Source organism: Candidatus Methanarcanum hacksteinii (assembly GCF_964305265.1).
Classification (GTDB): Archaea; Thermoplasmatota; Thermoplasmata; order Methanomassiliicoccales; family Methanomethylophilaceae; genus Methanarcanum; species Methanarcanum hacksteinii.
The window spans coordinates 289,740-304,692 of the sequence record NZ_CAYATA010000002.1; the positions used below are offsets into that span (position 1 = coordinate 289,740).

At 48.4% G+C, this 14,953-nt stretch carries 18 protein-coding genes and 1 tRNA gene; 7 read left to right on the forward strand and 12 right to left on the reverse strand.

Translation table 11 applies throughout. From position 1 onward, the window contains the following. Nucleotides 1–7: 7 nt before the first annotated feature. The gene (locus tag ACI2NF_RS02335; protein ID WP_400211016.1) at nucleotides 8–892 is read right to left on the reverse strand and encodes a TRM11 family SAM-dependent methyltransferase; all 885 of its coding nucleotides are present in this window, start codon (nucleotides 890–892) and stop codon (nucleotides 8–10) included. Between the two features lie 331 nt (nucleotides 893–1,223). On the opposite strand from ACI2NF_RS02335, the gene ACI2NF_RS02340 reads away from it, so the two are divergent. Beyond that, nucleotides 1,224–1,487 carry a hypothetical protein gene (locus ACI2NF_RS02340; protein ID WP_177971536.1) on the forward strand — a complete coding sequence of 88 codons (264 nt, stop codon included), beginning with the start codon at nucleotides 1,224–1,226 and terminating at the stop codon, nucleotides 1,485–1,487. Nucleotides 1,488–1,543: 56 nt separating this feature from the next. Continuing rightward, nucleotides 1,544–2,359: a DUF1638 domain-containing protein gene (locus tag ACI2NF_RS02345; RefSeq protein ID WP_400211017.1), complete on the forward strand. Its 816-nt coding sequence runs from the start codon at nucleotides 1,544–1,546 to the stop codon at nucleotides 2,357–2,359. 21 nt (nucleotides 2,360–2,380) lie between these two features. On the opposite strand, the gene proS is transcribed toward ACI2NF_RS02345, so the two are convergent. Both proS and ACI2NF_RS02355 read right to left on the reverse strand, forming a co-directional pair. Continuing rightward, the gene (proS, locus tag ACI2NF_RS02350) at nucleotides 2,381–3,799 is read right to left on the reverse strand and encodes a proline--tRNA ligase (RefSeq protein ID WP_400148095.1); all 1,419 of its coding nucleotides are present in this window, start codon (nucleotides 3,797–3,799) and stop codon (nucleotides 2,381–2,383) included. A 1-nt stretch (nucleotide 3,800) separates the two neighbouring features. After that, nucleotides 3,801–4,661: a ribose-phosphate diphosphokinase gene (locus ACI2NF_RS02355; protein ID WP_400211018.1), complete on the reverse strand. Its 861-nt coding sequence runs from the start codon at nucleotides 4,659–4,661 to the stop codon at nucleotides 3,801–3,803. Between the two features lie 187 nt (nucleotides 4,662–4,848). On the opposite strand from ACI2NF_RS02355, the gene ACI2NF_RS02360 reads away from it, so the two are divergent. After that, complete coding sequence (locus tag ACI2NF_RS02360) at nucleotides 4,849–6,498, forward strand: ATP-binding protein (protein ID WP_400148819.1); 1,650 nt, start codon at nucleotides 4,849–4,851, stop codon at nucleotides 6,496–6,498. Next, nucleotides 6,498–6,791, forward strand: coding sequence for a DUF357 domain-containing protein (locus ACI2NF_RS02365; protein ID WP_177971532.1), 294 nt, complete (start codon nucleotides 6,498–6,500; stop codon nucleotides 6,789–6,791). The genes ACI2NF_RS02360 and ACI2NF_RS02365 overlap by 1 nt, the downstream gene beginning before the upstream one ends. Here the strand turns inward: ACI2NF_RS02365 and ACI2NF_RS02370 are convergent. The 5 genes from ACI2NF_RS02370 to ACI2NF_RS02390 all read right to left on the reverse strand — a co-directional run bounded on the left by ACI2NF_RS02370 (nucleotide 6,775) and on the right by ACI2NF_RS02390 (nucleotide 10,138). Further along, entirely contained in the window at nucleotides 6,775–7,626 is an 852-nt protein-coding gene (locus ACI2NF_RS02370; protein ID WP_400152832.1) for a pantoate kinase, read from the reverse strand. The two genes, ACI2NF_RS02365 and ACI2NF_RS02370, sit on opposite strands and share 17 nt — an antisense overlap. Further along, nucleotides 7,608–8,792 carry a bifunctional phosphopantothenoylcysteine decarboxylase/phosphopantothenate--cysteine ligase CoaBC gene (gene coaBC, locus ACI2NF_RS02375; protein WP_400211019.1) on the reverse strand — a complete coding sequence of 395 codons (1,185 nt, stop codon included), beginning with the start codon at nucleotides 8,790–8,792 and terminating at the stop codon, nucleotides 7,608–7,610. Before coaBC ends, ACI2NF_RS02370 begins: the two co-directional genes overlap by 19 nt. 2 nt (nucleotides 8,793–8,794) lie before the next feature. Continuing rightward, on the reverse strand, nucleotides 8,795–9,379 hold the full coding sequence (gene tmk / locus ACI2NF_RS02380; RefSeq protein ID WP_400148825.1) for a dTMP kinase: 585 nt from the start codon (nucleotides 9,377–9,379) through the stop codon (nucleotides 8,795–8,797). Nucleotides 9,380–9,450: 71 nt separating this feature from the next. Beyond that, a complete protein-coding gene (locus ACI2NF_RS02385) occupies nucleotides 9,451–9,846 on the reverse strand; it encodes a Toprim subdomain protein (RefSeq protein WP_400211020.1) in 396 nt (131 codons plus the stop codon). Then, on the reverse strand, nucleotides 9,839–10,138 hold the full coding sequence (locus ACI2NF_RS02390) for a DUF167 family protein (RefSeq protein ID WP_400148828.1): 300 nt from the start codon (nucleotides 10,136–10,138) through the stop codon (nucleotides 9,839–9,841). The genes ACI2NF_RS02385 and ACI2NF_RS02390 overlap by 8 nt, the downstream gene beginning before the upstream one ends. A gap of 132 nt (nucleotides 10,139–10,270) precedes the next feature. On the opposite strand from ACI2NF_RS02390, the gene ACI2NF_RS02395 reads away from it, so the two are divergent. Next, entirely contained in the window at nucleotides 10,271–11,146 is an 876-nt protein-coding gene (locus tag ACI2NF_RS02395; RefSeq protein WP_400211021.1) for a hypothetical protein, read from the forward strand. Here ACI2NF_RS02395 and ACI2NF_RS02400 read toward each other — a convergent pair. Both ACI2NF_RS02400 and ACI2NF_RS02405 read right to left on the reverse strand, forming a co-directional pair. Next, the gene (locus ACI2NF_RS02400) at nucleotides 11,133–11,894 is read right to left on the reverse strand and encodes an MBL fold metallo-hydrolase (protein ID WP_177971525.1); all 762 of its coding nucleotides are present in this window, start codon (nucleotides 11,892–11,894) and stop codon (nucleotides 11,133–11,135) included. The two genes, ACI2NF_RS02395 and ACI2NF_RS02400, sit on opposite strands and share 14 nt — an antisense overlap. A gap of 18 nt (nucleotides 11,895–11,912) precedes the next feature. Continuing rightward, complete coding sequence (locus ACI2NF_RS02405; RefSeq protein ID WP_177971524.1) at nucleotides 11,913–12,404, reverse strand: CBS domain-containing protein; 492 nt, start codon at nucleotides 12,402–12,404, stop codon at nucleotides 11,913–11,915. 153 nt (nucleotides 12,405–12,557) lie between these two features. Between ACI2NF_RS02405 and ACI2NF_RS02410 the strand changes: the two genes are divergently transcribed. Further along, nucleotides 12,558–12,634 (forward strand) — tRNA-Lys (locus tag ACI2NF_RS02410). A 119-nt stretch (nucleotides 12,635–12,753) separates the two neighbouring features. Here ACI2NF_RS02410 and ACI2NF_RS02415 read toward each other — a convergent pair. Further along, nucleotides 12,754–12,891, reverse strand: coding sequence for a hypothetical protein (locus tag ACI2NF_RS02415; protein ID WP_400148114.1), 138 nt, complete (start codon nucleotides 12,889–12,891; stop codon nucleotides 12,754–12,756). Nucleotides 12,892–13,133: 242 nt separating this feature from the next. Between ACI2NF_RS02415 and ACI2NF_RS02420 the strand changes: the two genes are divergently transcribed. Next, a complete protein-coding gene (locus ACI2NF_RS02420; RefSeq protein ID WP_400151680.1) occupies nucleotides 13,134–14,480 on the forward strand; it encodes an ATP-binding protein in 1,347 nt (448 codons plus the stop codon). A gap of 124 nt (nucleotides 14,481–14,604) precedes the next feature. Here ACI2NF_RS02420 and ACI2NF_RS02425 read toward each other — a convergent pair whose 3' ends face one another. Next, a complete protein-coding gene (locus ACI2NF_RS02425; protein WP_400211022.1) occupies nucleotides 14,605–14,727 on the reverse strand; it encodes a hypothetical protein in 123 nt (40 codons plus the stop codon). Nucleotides 14,728–14,953 lie beyond the last annotated feature (226 nt).

Here is a 14,953-nt window from a genome sequence, read left to right on the forward strand (position 1 = left end):
GTGGTCTTTAGTCAAAAAAATCAATCATGCTATTTCTCAATGCCTTTACATCATCTTTCGGTTTTTCAAATATGAAGAGGTGCTCATGCATTGTCAACAAGAAGTTGACATCAGAGTATTTTGTAAAACAATACTCGCTTTCGCAGTTCCATTCTCTTTTTATTATGTCCTCTCTAAGAATGAACCCTTCTCTCAAGTAATCTATCATCATTTTTGTAGAAATTGGGACGTAATGACATTTATTATGAGTGTCTCCAACCAATATCGCACAACAAGCACCAGGTTTTAAAACCCTGTACATCTCTCTAATTGCCTTCCTATATTCCTTGAAAAACAGCTCATATTCATTAATCTGGGATAGATCACCATTAACATGTTGTGCATATCTAATGATATTAGCATAGGGCGGGTGTGTTGCAATAAGATCTATTGACCCGTCCTCAATGATGTCTAGGTTTCTTACATCACCGATAAAAGTCCTATGTTCTGTTGATGGTATTTCTTTTAAGCAACCGTCTGGAAAATCTAACCTATCTCTTGTTATTGAAATTGCACCTGGGTTAATGTCAGATGATATTGAATTTCTTCCAAGCAATTTGCATTCTACTGGTGTTGTACCGCCACCAACCATAGGATCAAGTACTAGATCTCCTGGTTTTGAGAAACGTTCAATGATATTTCTTACAACCCATGGCGACCAATTGCCTCTGTATTGGGGAGTATGTGATGCCCAATCACCACGTTCTGGGAAACTCCACACAGTAGTTCTCTGCAACTTGTACTCCGGGGGTTGAAGTACAAATGGTTTTGATTTCTTATATTGCCTCCAAGGCACCACTATCTTGTTCTCAATGATGACTCTTTCAGAAGAGTTTTCTGTTACCTCTATCACATTCAGCTACTCTAACTCACACCTAATATACCCCGAACATTACATGTAGCAATCATAACGCCATGTCTCTTGGATGTGTATACGACACGTTTGTCGCCATTTGACTTGGATACCTCAATTTTGTTTACTGTTTGAATCTGTATATGCCTTCACATAATGCTGTTTGTGATCTCCATGACTCGATTCATTTACGATTCCTTCGCCTTTGATTTGTATAAGGCAGGGAACTTACGTTGAAAGAAATCTTCCATACAGAACATCACATAGATCATCAATAATCCATCAATCCCCACAAACAACCCTTTATCCCATCTCCCTCATACTCCCGATTATGGAACAGACCGCATCACCAGCCAAATACACCAAGGAGGATATCGACAGGATCGCACGCAGCGCATCATTCGTCGAAAACCTCTGCATAGCCATGAACATCATCAACGATTCCGTCGCCATGCACGGCGACCTTATGGTGAAACAGGATATCGGCAACATCCAAAGGGCGCACGAACTGTTGAAGAACACCGTCGACTCCATATCCGAGAGGATCAAGAAGGAAACGGACGGCGACATGGATTTCAAGATAGATACGTGGTGAACAAGTATCATCGATGATACTTCATCGATATAAATCCCGAACACCATCGCATTCACATGACCGACGGAACACTAGCGATGATCGCGTGTCCCATCCTTGAGGATGAGATGATCTACAGCATCCTCAATGACCCTGAGGATAAGAGGATCTATCTCCTCAGGAACAAGAACACGTCCACGCTCGTACCCAAACTCGAACATCACAACATAGATTACATCAATATAGATGAGAAGGATTTCTTCAAAGGTACCGTGAGGATTGCCGATGACGGATACTCCATAGTCATATGGATGATGGATCTCGGTCTGCATTCAGACCCAAAACATCTCGGCGATGCCATCAGGGATGAGCTCACACGCATAGATGGTATAGTGGATGGCGTAGCCCTGTACTACGGATTATGCGGTAACGGACTTCTAGGCATAATCGATTGGTGCAAGGAATCCCTGAAGACCCCTGTGACGATATTCAAGGGATCTGACGGAAGGATATGCGACGATTGCATATGCGTACCGCTCGGAGGTTCCGACAATTATCTGAAACTCGTCAGGAGATATCCTGGCGTGATGTACCTCACACCCGCCATGGCCTGCAGTCAGGATGATTTCCTTTCCTCACAGGAGATGTTCCAAGGCATAGAGATGACAGGTATGACCAGGGACGAGTACATGAAGTTCATGCTGGATCTCGCTGATTACAAATATGCACTGAAGATCGACACCGGCATGGGCGATCAAGAACACTTCCAAGAGGAATGCGAGAGATTCGTGAAAAGGTTCGATCTCCAATTGAAGAAACTAGAACCTGAATGGATCTCCACCGAGACCGCAGATAGAATCTATTCGGAAGCTAAATCGTTCTTAAAGGATTGATGCGGGGAATACTCCCCGCGATCACATCGTACGCGCTGCGTAAGCAGGCGTTGTGACCTTCTCACCGCACACGATGCATTCTCCGTCGTATTCCTCGGGGATGTAAGGCGTACCGAGGATCTTGATGTTATGCTCATCCTCGAACTTGTGTCCGCATTCGGGGCATCCGCACCATCCGAACCTATACACATGGAGTTTTGCATCATCCGTATCCTTCGGTACATCATCCATGGACTTCAGATCGGTGATGGCATCCATCTGGAATCTCCATGCCTTCTCGGTCAGATTCTTGATTATGTCGTCCAACACCAACTGTATACCAGGTACGAGCGACTTCATATCGATCGCGCCCTTCTCTCCGGTATCGCGCCTAGCGAACGATACCACACCGTTCTCGATGTCCCTCGCTCCCAATTCCAATCTGAGCGGGACACCTTTGATCTCCCAATCATAGTACTTGCTTCCGGGACGTACGTCACGGTCATCGAGCTTCACACGGAATCCTGCTTGCTTGAGCTGTGATTCCAATTTCTTCGCTTCCGCAGATACATCTACGGTGTTGTTCTTTCCGAGGATCGGGATTATGACCATCTGGAAAGGAGCTATTGCCGGAGGGAGACACAGTCCTTTCTCATCTCCGTGTACGGAGATGACCGCTCCTAACAACCTCTCGGACATCCCGAAGGTCGTCTGATGCACATGTTTGTGCTCACCGTTCTCATCCTCGTATGTTATATCATAAGGAACAGAGAAGTTCGTCCTGTAATGGTGGATGGAACCCAACTGCAATGTCCTGAGGTTGGGTACGACGGTATCGATACCCACTGTGTAGTGCGCACCAGGGAACTTATCCCAATCTGTACGCTTGAGAAGATAGTATGGAAGACAGAGCTTCTTCATGAAGCTCTTGAGTATCTCGATATCCGCTTCGATCTGATCCTGAGCATCCTCTTCCGTGTCGTGACATGTGTGTGACTCGAAGAAGTGGATCTCCCTGACCCTTATGAACGGACGTGTCTGCTTGGTCTCGTAACGGAACGTGTTGACTATCTGATAGATCCTCAGCGGAAGGTCCTGATGAGATCTCACCCACAACGAGAACATCGGGTACATCGCGGTCTCGCTAGTAGGCCTTACCACCAATCTTACATCCAACTCATCCAATCCTGCGTGTGTGACCCAATAGACCTCGGAATCGAACCCTTTGATGTGATCCTTCTCCTTCTTGAACTCGGTCTCAGGGATCAAAAGCGGGAATGATACCTCATCATGATCCTTGTCGAACTCCTCGCGTATGTAAGTGTCGATGTTCCTCATGATCTTCCAACCATAGGGGGTCCAGACATTCATTCCCTTGATCGGGTATCTCTTATCGGAAAGTCCCGCTTTCTCGACGATATCGAGATACCATTCATTGTAATTCTCAGCTGTCTTCTCCATATCAGCACCTCCCCTTGATCGCGTCAGCAATCATCCCTGCGACGGATATGCGTGATGTCTCGGATATCAGTGTGTTGCATGAGAGCAGATCATCGATATCCGATGCCTTCAATCTCTCCAATGCGTTGTTGACGTACACACCGTGCGTACATGCGACCGTTACCTTCCTCGCTCCTGCTGCCTTGAGCTGTGTGGTAGCGGTCATTATGGTCCCGCCTGTGGATATCATATCATCAACGATGAGGACGCTCTTTCCTTTGACATCGGATTTGGCGGGCTGTATGACGACCTCGGTACCGGATAATCTCTTCTTCTCCAGATGGTCGTACGGTACACCCATCCTTTCCCCTACCATCTTGGCACGGCCTGCCGCGCCGATGTCAGGAGAGAACACCATGTCGATATCCTTGTCCTTGAAGTAATCGCCCATGGCATTGGCGGCCTTGACATCCTTGTACGGACGTTTGAATGCCTCCAACACAGCCTCCTTGTGTATGTCGACAGTTATGACGTAGTCGCATACCCTTGAGAGAAGTTCGCACATGACCTTAGCGGATTCCGGTTCACCATTCTTGAACACGCGGTCCTGTCTCGCGTATCCGAAATAAGGTATCACGAGCGTGACGCTCTTGGCGCCTGCCCTCCTCACCGCATCCTGGATAAGGAACATCTCCACGAGATTCTCATCAGGATATGTGTTCTGGACGATTGCGACATCGTCATCCAGTGTCTCTTCTTCGATCCTTGTGTAACACTCACCGTCAGGGAACCTGACGGTGGCAGCTTCGATGTATTTGCAGCCAATGATCGATGCGATATCTTTCGCAAGGTCTCTGGATGTCGAACCGCCTACGACTATCATGCCTGTCCGTAACCCGTGCCCTATATTATACTTAATTGGTAAGCTGGTCGGGAAGGATGTGAGTATACGGACGGACTAAGATGCATCGTCATGGATGTTTTGGGTTCATCGTTACCTCGATTACGAACCGATTCGGCGAACATTAGAAATATAACGCATGTCAAAGATGCACCTACGGGATGCGCATATGTTCGACAGGAGGAACATCGAGAGGAAAAGGCAGATCATGATGCAATACATGCATGATGATACGGAATTCATGGACCTGGAATGCACACCGACCACCTGTGAACCATTATCCAATGTCGATAATGAGGAGGATGTCGTGGAAGAGAACTCCGGGATCGAGGGCTATGAAGAGAATGTGGTGATCGAGGAGACGCCACACACATCATCCGGAGAGGTCGTCGGTACAATCTATGGAAAAGCCGGAACCACGTATTTCGACTGTCGCGTATCCGCCGAACATCTCGAACGCTCCGAATACGTATCCGTTGTACACGATGACTACGGTCCAGTGCTATGTCAGGTCGGAACATTGGTAAGGAAATCCAATCTCACGTTGGAGGATGCCAATGATGCGGATATCAACAAGATAGATGATGTCGTCAGTGCACACGTCGACGTCATCGGATACAGGGACAACAGAGGATTGTTGATGTCCCCAAGAACAACATTCAGAGCCGGTTCCAAGGTCACACGCGCAGACCAAGACCTTGTGAAATCCATATTGGGATTGAAGATCAATCCAAAAACTGATGGATACATCGGATTGTTGCACGGCCATGGTATCCCTGTAGCATTGAACATCAACGAATTGATACAGAGACATGCTTGCATCCTGGCAAAGACAGGTGGCGGGAAGAGCTACATGTCGGGAGACATCATCGAGGAACTGATGAAACATAACGTCACCTGCATGATCATCGACCCCCATGGCGAGTATGGTGCCATGCGTGACGCAGGCACCAAGGGCGATGCCAAGTTCAATGTGAAACCACACGGCTATGCCGACCGCATAAAGGAATTCGGTGTCACCGATGACACCAACGGCCTCATCAAACCGTTGAAATTCACATTCAAATCCCTCGAACCGAGGGAGATATTGGAGCTCATGAGGAAAACAGACATGAGGTCCTTCCTCCCGCCCACGAAGAAAGCGATAGAAACTCTGAGAGAGGAGGGAGAACTGTACTCCGTCACGGACCTCATCAACGTCCTGAAGGAGGACGGGGGTGCGAAGAACGCTGTCCTGATCACCGAATTGGAATACATAGACAGCATGGGCATCTTCGCTAAGAGAGGCAACCGTATCGATGAGTTGGTCGAGAACGGTAAGACGACCATCATCAATCTGAAGGGCGTACCGCCAGATATACAGCAATTGATCGTGAAACGTCTTGCTACTTTCATGTTCGAACTCAGGAAGAAAGGTTCCATCCCTCCGATGATGTTCGTTGTGGAAGAGGCACACAACTATTGTCCGCAAGCTGAACATGTGATGTCATCCAAACCATTGGCGACGATTGCATCAGAAGGAAGGAAGTTCGGGTTGGGATTGATGGTTATAAGCCAAAGGCCCGCCAAGATAGACAAGAACGTCCTGAGTCAATGCGGAACACAGATAATCCTCAAAGTCACTAACCCCAATGATCTCAAAGCGATCACAGCATCCATCGAAGGATTGACCACAGGAATGAGCGATGACATACAATCGATGCCTATCGGTATGGCGATGGTTGTCGGTGCAGGGATAGAATCCCCATTGCTAGTAGAGGTCAGACCGAGGGAGAGCAGACACGGCGGTGCCGGCGTGAAGATATTGGGTGATGACTGATGAACGACACTATCACGGAAGAGAAGATCGACAGATACCTCAGCATAACCAAGGAGGCCCTCGATAAACTGAAGGTGGTCACACCTGACCGTTCATTCGCAAGGGATCTCTCCGACAGTTTCCTGGAGATGGCCCAATGTTACTACAATGACGCACTCACATTCCGTGCGAACGGTGATTTCGTCACAGCATTCGCCGCAGTGAACTATGCTCATGGATGGTTGGACTGCGGTGCTAGGATAGGTCTATGGGACGTCGACTGTGATGAGAGATTGTTCACTCTCTACAGATGATGGGCATACTGTCCACGGATGAACATTCGTAGACCTCCAATCCCATATCCTCCAACACATCCTTCGGACAGTCGGAGAATACGCTGTGGCCCAACATGCACATCCCTGAATTCGGAATCTTCGACAACACCTTCCTCAACGCGGGAGTCTCCAACCCTACATCCTTCGAGAACGACCTTGAGAGTCTGAAGAGCGAATCAATGTTCGGATTCGCGATGAATTCCTTGACACATTTGGAACCTGCATCCCCTATCCTCTTCGATGTAGCCTTGTCCCTCAATGTAGAACCTGTATCGAGCGGTCCGCCAAGTACTGCCAAAGATAGTTTCTCGAATCTCAGACCGGAATCCTTGATCTCACCCTCCGGCGGAAGACCGGGCTCCACTCTTATGGGGACATGTGATTCGCACATCAATGCGGAGACATCGCCTAGACCTCCGCCTCCGACCACTTCTGCGATATGAGCGTTCAGGAATGCCGTATCCAACGGCTTATCCTCGAAGGTGCATGCACAATATGCTGCTGCTATAGCGCCCGATGCGGACATACCGAATCCCTGCCCGACAGGGAGGTCGTTCTCTATCGTCACATCGAATCCCCTCGATGATGTCATGAGTATCGCCGCCCTCGTTATGTCGCAACGGCATTCCTTCCCGTCCATCATCACTTCCAACCTATCGTCGGAACGCTCCTCCAATGTGACGGTCGTTCCTTTCGATAGTTTGATCCCTACTCCCCTGGAACCTGTCTCCATGATCGCATTGGATCTCACAGGTTCGAAGAAACATGTTATGTGTCCAGGACAGAAGACGGATGTCATGCTATCCTCGAACATTGGTCGAGTATCGAATCCGCGATGTTATCCTTCGGTCCGGTTATGTTGCTGTTGCCGTCAGACGTTATTATTATCGCGGACGAGGAGGTCTTTCCTGCAGAATCGATGTCATTCGCCACGATAGCGTACAGACCATACTCATCCATGCGGGATTTGGCCTTCTTGACGAGCTCGTCCTCCGACAATCCGGATTCCGCTTTGAATCCTATGACATATTTACATCTCTTTGAGAGCAACGGGAGCACTTTCGGCACAGGCTCCAACTCGAGATCGAATCCCTCTTTGCTCGATATCTTCCCGTTCCTCCTCTCCGCCGGTGTGAAATCCGATAAGGCGGCAGGGACGATCACTATGTCCCTATCGATGGAATCTATCATCGATATGAGGTCTGAAACAGAATCGAACCTTCTCACGTTCATGTAATCCGGTATTGTGACACTGCATCCGCCCATCCATAATTCGACATCCGCTCCGCGTTCCATCGCCCTATCGGCTATCCTCACAGCCATCAAACCGGTCGAACGGTTTGTTATGATCCTCATGGAATCGATGGGTTCCTCGGATCTTCCGCCTATGACCAATATCCTCTTGCCTGCGAGATCATCCTTCGACAACAATCTGAACACGGATGCTATCACCTCTTCCTTGGAGGCTACCTTCGCCCTAGGTCCGACCTTCTTGGGTCCGATGAACGTGACCCCCCATGACCTCAGGAGTTCGATGTTCTTCTGCACAGCAGGGTTCTTGAACATGGCATCGTGCATAGCGGGTGCGATCGCTATCGGCAATCCCGAACCCAATGCTACCGTTGCCATGGATGTCACTGGAGTGTCATCGATGCCGTTCGCGATCTTCGAGATCGTATTCGCTGTCGCTGGATATATCAGAAGTACATCGGCATCGGAACCGATTATGCTCACATGTTCAGTAGCTCCCGTCAACTCCGTGACGGGTATGTTGCCTGAGGCATACTCCATCGAGAGGGGTGTGACGAAATCACGTGCAGACTCCGTCAATACCGGGATCACCTTCGCACCATGCCTTATCAGCTCACGTATCGCACCGAAGCATTCCACAGCGGCAACGCTTCCGGTTATGCCCATCACGATCGTCCTTCCTTTGAGCTTACTGCTGCTCTCACAATAGATCTCCTCAGCCGGGTGCATATTCATATCCTCCTATCGATCATCCCGATGATGTCCATTAGGACATCGCCCTCATTCCTTGAAGCGTCCAATACGGCGAGGCCATACGCCTTAGCTATCCCCAGATACGAATCCCTCACCTTCCTCAGATAATCCAACTTCTCGAACCTACTGACCTTCTCCCCTCTCTTACCGACACGCGTCAATGAGATCTCTGGATCCACGTCCAGGAGTATGTGTACGTCAGGTTCCCTGATGACCTTGGAATTGATGGAATACAGCCAATCGCGATCAAGACCGGATGCGGATTGATAGGCCAATGTGGAAGCGAAGTATCTGTCGCATATGACATCGTATCCTGCCTCCAGGCATTCCGATATCTCCTTCGTATGACATGCTCTATCAGCGGTGAAGAGGAGCGCTTCGGATTCTGGTGTGAGATCATCGGTCTCCGCCACCAGCTTGCCTATGGCACCTTTGGTGGGTTCCATCGTTATCATGACCTTGCGACCCAAGGATTCCAGATACTCACCTATCTTGGATATGGCGGTCGTCTTACCTGAACCATCTATGCCCTCGAGCACTATGAAGATTGGACTGCTCATCATCCTTCGCTAAGGTCTGTTCACTTATAAAATGGACGTGCAGTGTTAAGATGATGATATCATGTGACAATATGTCATATCACATTGCGCTCCAATCTGACGTACAGCGAATGCAGACTTTCGACATCCTTAATGTCCTTGATGCAGATGTCTCTGAGATCCTTGCGGATATTCATATCATATGGTATGCATAATGCGGAAAGCTGTTCGGAAAGGTCCTTGGCCAACCTATCCCCTCTGTCATCCCAATCCGTAAGGATTATCGCTTTCTTCCCCGACTCATACACCATCTCCGCTGCTCTTAAAGGCCCTCCATCCCTCTGTACCTCGATGGCATCCAACGATAGATTCAGATCCAACAACGATCTGCGATCATTCTTGCCTTCTACCAATATCACGTGATCGGATGACATAGATTGTATCCTATCAAGGATCTCATCCAATCTTCTCAATCTCTCATCATCATTCAAAGGCATCCCTCAGACGTTCGATCACAGTGTCCATATCCCCGATGATAAGAACCGTCTTCTGCCTACTGGTCTGACCATGGATGACCTCTGACTTGAATCCCGTCAGCTCCTTGAACAATTCCTCCACATCCTTGTTCGCTCTGCCATCCAATGGAGGTGCCCTGACCCGGACATTCAATCTCTTCCTCCATTCGTCGACACCGTCAGCACCTGGCCTGTCGGATCTTGGAGATACGGAGATCTCCACTTCCACGCCTTTGCTCACACTGCGTACGGCCTCGGATATGTCCATGCCATACCATGCATGTCCCCGATATAAGATTGATACATCGAATATATCGTTATTTTACTCATATCGCACAGATGGATGCTATAAGGAGGCATCATACCAAAGGTAAAATACGGACATCCCATTGAAGCACATATGCCCATCGGAACGTATGACTTGGAATACAGCGACCTAACTTCACTGAGCAGGACCGAGAAGAACAGCGGTAACCTATCAGCCGTAAGGAAGGACCTGTACCATGCCATGGTCATACTGTACGAGAAGAAGACCATCGAATGCGAGAGGATAATCCACTCCAATGCGGACTCCATATTGTTCGATGGTGCATCCGATAAGAAGAGAAAGACACTCATCGCAATGAAGGATGTTGTCGAACAGCGTATGAGGAAGATCTTCGATCTTGCCATGAGGGCAGGGATGGGCGCGAACAACGTCACGGATACATTGACACCGGAGGAGATGGTGCTCTACGAGACACTCGTCGAAGCAGCGAAGGCCCATTGGGCACTTCTTGACAGGAAGAAGAGAGTGACGATTCCGGACATCACTCAACCTGACGTCCCTCCCGAACCTGTGAAGGAGACTCCCACGGTCATCGGGATGACAGTGGAGAACATCACGGATAATGGAGGGGATATCCCGCAAGTAGAGGTGATCGAACCTCCCGAGTCCGATGCTGTCCCTATCGATGATGGTTTCCCAGAGATACCTGAGGACGAGGATGAGGATCCACGTAATATAACCATAGATATCCCCGAGGAACCCTTTGCAGAGACACCGTCCATGATACCGGACAAGGAAGAGACGACTACACTTCCAAAGACCGATGATCTGCTGGAATGCGACCCTATGAAATTGGTCGTCGTCCGTATCCTCCAAGACCTGGATGAGAAGATCTCAGGTATCGATCGTACATATTCGCTCAAAAAAGAGGATGTTGTACGCATCCCCAGGATGCTCGCCAAGGTGCTTGTCAACAGGAATCTAGCTAAGATCGTCAATCATGCATGATGCGGGTATCCCCTTTGCATTCCAGACAATCTATCTGATACCTCTTTATCCCCGTTATCTCCGAGACGGTTTCCCTAGCTATATCGGGAGTGTTGTTATGTCTGCTCAGATGAGCTAAGAATATCCTTCTGTTCGGATTCTTCATCGTCCTCTTCAGGATCTCACCTGTATCGACGTTGCACATATGGCCCATATCACTGTCGATATGACGTTTCAGACTAGGAGGATATGGACCTTCGCGTAACATCCTCTTGTCATAGTTGGATTCTATGACAGCTATATCCGATTCCTCGAGGGCATGCTCGACAGGATAGAGTATCCTTCCGGTATCGGTGGCCACCAGGACCTTGAAACCATCCGCATCCATGAGATATGCGGATGGCTCGACGGCATCATGGGATGTCGGCAATGAGATCACATCCATGTTCGCCACGCGGAATCTGTTCATCATCGATATCGGAGAGTACATGACATTGCCGAAATCGCATGCATTGAACGTCCTCTCATTGCACATTATCGGTACGTTCAGTTTCCTCGCCATCACTCCCGCACCGGAAGTATGGTCCGTGTGCTCATGAGTTATCAATATTGCATCGATACATTCCTTGTCAAGACCGTTGACATCCATCAATGAGAAGAGCCTCTTACAGCTCAATCCTGCATCGATGACGACAGCCCTATCATCATGCTTCACCACGGTACAATTACCATCGCTACCGCTTGCAAGTATGTGTACCTCTACACTCATCCTAAAACGCCTTACGAATCAGATGAGTTTCTTCTTGTATATCGAGAACAGGATGTCCCCTCTGGTAACGATACCTAGCAGGACCCCTCTGTCAACGACAGGTACGCGACTGACATCCATATCCACCATGGCCTGCAACAAGGACAGCACAAGATCATCAGGGCTTGTCATGAGAACCGTGCGGGACATTATGTCGCCGATCTTCGTGTTAGCGATGGCTTCGGTGGTCTTCACGACCTCCGGATCACTGTCATCGACACTGTCAATGTATGACGCGAGAAGGGATTTCAAAGCTATACCCTTCTTCTGCAATACCTTGCTATAATCCAGGATCAATTCTAGGATGTCATTCTGACTAACAATCCCGACCATGTGATTGTTCTCATCGACTACCGGTGCACCCTTCAGATTCTCCACGGCCAATTTCCTTACGGCCTCCCTGATGGTGTTGTTCGGCGAAAGCGTTACGACATCCGTCGTCATGATATCCCTGACTTTGAAGTGACCCATGACATTCCTAATGTTCGGCTGTCGATATATTATTTATTGTGAGCCTTCGGCCGATGTTTCCATCAACTGCCGAGGATACATCCAGCGTAGGAATGGATGACTGTTCGGATGAACGAACATTTATATGGAAGAAGTTTATTTGTGGTTTCGACGGGGCCTGTAGCTCAGCTAGGTAGAGCGCTCGACTCTTAATCGAGCGGCCAAGGGTTCGAATCCCTTCAGGCCCGCCACTTACTCATCCAGATCTTCTGAAAAAATTCTATTGTTTCGGCGTTTCGAGGCCTTTAGCGCCTCCGATATCAAAAAGTGCGCTCGAATCTAAGGGTAGGTTCGAACGCAAGCGGATTCATCACTGCTCCTCTATTGCCCCTTCGCCGGACCAGAATCTCTGCATATCGCGGGCCGCGTTATGCTGGTCTCTGTCGCTGCCGATACCATCCATGATGCCCTGTTGACGAAGACTGTTAAGACAATAGCAAACGGTCATCGCATTTATCCTGCCGAAAGACGATGGTGAATCAGAGGACGGATTCGAAAAGGGAATGGACACGCTATGTGCGGTCCGATCATGATCGGATATGCGATGATGTACCTACGTGTTCTATTCATCCTAAAATTGCAAACTGCATAAAAACTGCATTTTAATAATTTGCAAACTGCATAAAATCAATGATTTCAATATTTGCAAACTACATGTCTTTAAATATGATTTAAATATATTCGATTATAATGAAAAAAAATAATCCTCCGGTATTCAGGAGGAAGTTCTATGATGTACTCCTCGATTGGAAAGAGAACGATTCACACAGATATGCATTGATGATCGAAGGGGTCAGAAGGGTCGGAAAGAGCACCATAGCGGAGCAATTCGCTAAGAACGAGTATAAATCGTACATCCTGATCGATTTCATGAATGCGAGCGATACCGTCAAAGAGATGTTCAACAGATACTCTGACGATCTGGATAAACTGTTCCTAATGCTCTCTGGTTACTATAACGTGATGTTGTACGAACATGAGAGCCTGATAATATTCGATGAGGTCCAGGAATTCCCACGTGCCCATCAGATCGTCAAATATCTTGTGAAGTACGGAAAATATCCGATTCTGGAGACGGGATCGCTGATCACACTGAAAATGAGATCCAGGATGACACAGCCTTCGGAAGTCATCACCAAATCCATGAACCCTATGGATCTGGAAGAATTCATGTGGGCCATCGGGAAGGGTATTCAGTATGGGATCATCAAAGATTCGTTCGATTCCATGGAACCTCTGACCGATGGGATGCACAAGGAATTGATGGACACGTACCGCACCTACATGATAGTTGGAGGGATGCCACAGGCCGTATCGGCATTGATAGAGACGAACAACTTCTTAGAAGTGGAGAAGGCCAAGACCATGATCCTGGATATCTATCGCAGAGACGTCTGGAGGGAAGACGACGGGATACTGGCGGAATTGTTCAACAGCATACCCTCGATGCTCAACAGGACCAGTAAGGTCTTCTCTCCCAGCGTTGTGAAGAAAGGTGCCAGGAAAATGCGCTACACCAAGCGCATATCGTGGCTGTGCAGTTCAAAAATGGTCAATCCTTGCTACAACTGTACGAATCCAGACCCTGCCATTGCGCAGTATGAGGACAGGAGCGATCTGAAAATGTACTTCGTTGACACAGGTCTGCTCATTACGATGATGCTGGAAGCTAACATCGCCGATCGCAATGAACTATACCAATCCCTTCTATCAGGGGACCTGTCCATGAATCAAGGGATGATATTCGAGAACATGGTCTCGCAGGCACTGACTGCCTCTGGGAGGAATCTCAATTACTGCCGCTTCGTATCCGATGAATCAGATCGCACCCAAGAAGTGGATTTCCTTGTTGCTGACGGCAGGAGGGTCAATGTGATGGAGGTAAAATCCAGCCGTGTGAATCCCCACAGATCCCTCGATCGCTTCATAAGGAAATATAAGGATAGGATCGATCGCAAGTACATCATCTGCACCAAGAATATGAGTGAGATGGACGATATAATCATAGTCCCGATATACATGACTGGATTGATCTGATGGGCATCGACCTATCCAAGGTCCGCAGCCACTCTTCCGGATCCTCGCGGACCACGGTTCACAGCGGATGCCACTTCCTCTGACTACGACTCGGGATGCCTCTCTATCATCATACAGCTCATGTTTACCTGGCTGTAAATTTGGACCTGTTGAAGTTGACTGTCGCCAACAGCAACCTAGTCACCCTTCTGTTGCGGAATCTGAGTACGGGATGATCGAAGATCTTGCCACCGATGGCATCCTTCACTCTGTCCCTGTTTTTGGTCTTCTTCGTAGCATATACAACATTTCCCTTTTGGCTGATTGGGCGTAGACGATCTCTCCCGTCTCGAGGTTGACGAACTTCATCAGCGTCAAAAGGCCAATCACCTGAGTTATATGTACGGCGATGTACTTTCGGAATGTCCTGTTCACATCTCTCATTGAGATGACAAGAACAGCGTTCTCCCTTAGTATGCCTGATTCGACTTATT